The following is a 2483-nucleotide window of genomic DNA, read 5'->3' as shown; positions in this document are numbered from 1 at the left end:
CGGCGGCGGGGTCGTGCCACCGCCGTCGAGGCCGAAGAAGCGGATGGCGTGCGCGGCCATCCCGTTGTGCGGCAGGTCGTGGCCGGCGCCGTTGATCGTGTACGCCTCGACCTGCCCGGAGCCGTAGACGCGCCGGGTCCAGCCGGACTGCGGGCTGTCGGTGGAGGTCGGGGTCTGGCTCAGCCCGTGCACGTTGGTCCACTGGTCGATCTCCTCCTGCAGCATCGAGTACGGCAGGACGGAGTCGTTGGTGCCGTGCCAGGCCGTCACGCGCGGCCGGGCCCCGGTGTAGCCGGGGTAGGCGTTCCTGACCAGGTCGCCCCACTGCTGCGGCGACTTGTCCCCGCAGCCGGCCGGGCCGAGGCACGCGTACGGCACGCCCGCGAACGGGGCGCCGGCCTTGAACACGTCGGGGTACGTGGCGAGCAGGTTGAGCGTCTCCATCGCGCCGGAGGAGAAGCCGGTGGCGAACACCCGCTCCGGGTCTCCCGAGTGGCGCTGGAGCACGTAGTCGACCATGGAGACGATCGAGACGGGGTCGCTGCCGCCGCCGTGCCGCAGGGCCTCGTTCGACCACACGTCGAAGCAGTTCGACATGCCGTTGGCGCTCTTGTTGGCCTGCGGGTAGATGACGATGAAGCCGTGGCGGTCGGCCAGCGAGGCGAACTCCGTCCCCTGGTGGAAGCCCTGGGCCCAGCCGTTGCACCCGTGCATCGCCACCAGCACGCCCGGCCGGGCGGCGGGACGGTCGGGGACATAGAGGTACATCCGCAGGCCGCCCGGATTGTTGCCGAAGTTCGTCACCTCGGTCAGCGCCGCCGCAGACGCTTGCGGGGCTGCTGTCAGGAACATCGACAATCCGGTCGCGATCGCCGCGATGAGCGCCACCAGGCCGGCACCGATGCCGGCGTGCCTTCGCGTTCTCATGCTGCACGTCCTCTCTGGGGGGTCGCCGTCTCGGCGCCGGACGCTTGCTGTTAGCGCTAACAAGGTGGTGTTGGTGGTGGCGGACGGAGCAAATCCGAGCCGCAACGTTCTGTCAAGGGTCTCCGGGCGGCTCCACACCGCGTGCAGGCGGCTCACCTGCGGCATCGGAGGGGGGCGCCGTGAAAGTTTCATCGATGGCTGAGCGGCCTGGGTCGCCTTCCGAAACTTTCTCTCCGGCTGATCAGGTGTCCCGGCACGCCGCGGCGGATGCACCGGAGAGGCGTGATTCCGAAAGTTTCACTGAATCCTTGACAACTTTCGGAGCGATTCCCAGACTGAGACCGCACGACGATCTCCCCTGTCAGAAACGGTGGTGTGCGGCAGGGGGCACCGTCACGACCGCCGCGGTGCGCACCGCGGCGTCGCCGCCGCGGGTGTCCCCCGCCGGCTTCCTTCCCCGACACGTACATGGAGGCTCAGGCATGGGCGAGAACGCCATGTCCCCACCCACCTTCCCGCCCGCGCCCGGCGGGCGCAAGCGGGCACTGATCGCCGGCGTGGTGAGCGCCATCGCCGGGATCGGCGTGATCGCGGCGATGACGGCGCCCTTACCCGCGCAGGCCGCCGAGAGCACGCTCGGCGCGGCGGCCGCGCAGACCGGCCGCTACTTCGGCACCGCCATAGCCCAGGGCAAGCTCGGCGACGGCCAGTACACCTCGATCGCCTCGCGCGAGTTCAACATGATCACCGCCGAGAACGAGATGAAGATCGACGCCACCGAGCCCAACCAGGGGCAGTTCAACTTCAGCGCCGGCGACCGGATCTACAACTGGGCCGTGCAGAACGGCAAGCGGGTCCGCGGGCACACCCTGGCCTGGCACAACCAGCAGCCGAACTGGATGCGGTCGATGGAGGGCGGCTCGCTGCGCCAGGCCATGATCAACCACATCAACGGCGTCATGAACCACTACAAGGGCAAGATCTACGCCTGGGACGTGGTCAACGAGGCCTACGCCGACGGCAACTCCGGCGGCCGGCGCGACTCCAACCTGCAGCGCACCGGCAACGACTGGATCGAGGTGGCTTTCCGCACCGCCCGCGCCGCCGACCCGAACGCCAAGCTCTGCTACAACGACTACAACATCGACAACTGGAACTGGGCCAAGACGCAGGGCGTCTACAACATGGTGAGGGACTTCAAGTCGCGCGGCGTGCCGATCGACTGCGTCGGCCTGCAGTCCCACTTCAACAGCAACAGCCCGTACAACAGCAACTACCGCACGACCATCTCGAGCTTCGCGGCGCTGGGCGTCGACGTGCAGATCACCGAGCTGGACATCCAGGGCGGCTCGGCCACCACGTACGCCAACGTCGTCAACGACTGCCTGGCCGTGCCGCGCTGCACCGGCGTCACGGTCTGGGGCGTGCGCGACACCGACTCCTGGCTCGGCAGCGGCGCCCAGGCGCTGCTCTTCGACGGCAACGGCAACAAGAAGGCCGCCTACACCGCGGTTCTCAACGCGCTGAACGGCGGCGACACCGGGACGCCCGGCCCC

2 protein-coding genes are annotated in these 2483 nt (G+C 68.9%); one reads left to right on the top strand and one right to left on the bottom strand.

What is annotated here, in order from left to right; translation table 11 throughout:
* Window positions 1-927 (bottom strand): PHB depolymerase family esterase (locus tag AB0K18_RS50220; protein WP_364930274.1); only part of this gene is annotated, 927 nt, incomplete at its 3' end.
* A 482-nt stretch (window positions 928-1409) separates the two neighbouring features.
* Between AB0K18_RS50220 and AB0K18_RS50215 the strand changes: the two genes are divergently transcribed.
* Window positions 1410-2483: endo-1,4-beta-xylanase (locus tag AB0K18_RS50215; protein ID WP_364930272.1), on the top strand; the 1074-nt coding region annotated here is incomplete at its 3' end.

The sequence above is a fragment of the Nonomuraea sp. NPDC049421 genome, from assembly GCF_040677005.1.
Taxonomy (GTDB): domain Bacteria; phylum Actinomycetota; class Actinomycetes; order Streptosporangiales; family Streptosporangiaceae; genus Nonomuraea; species Nonomuraea salmonea.
Note: the sequence above shows the minus strand (reverse complement) of the source record. Positions and strands in the feature narration are given on the sequence as shown.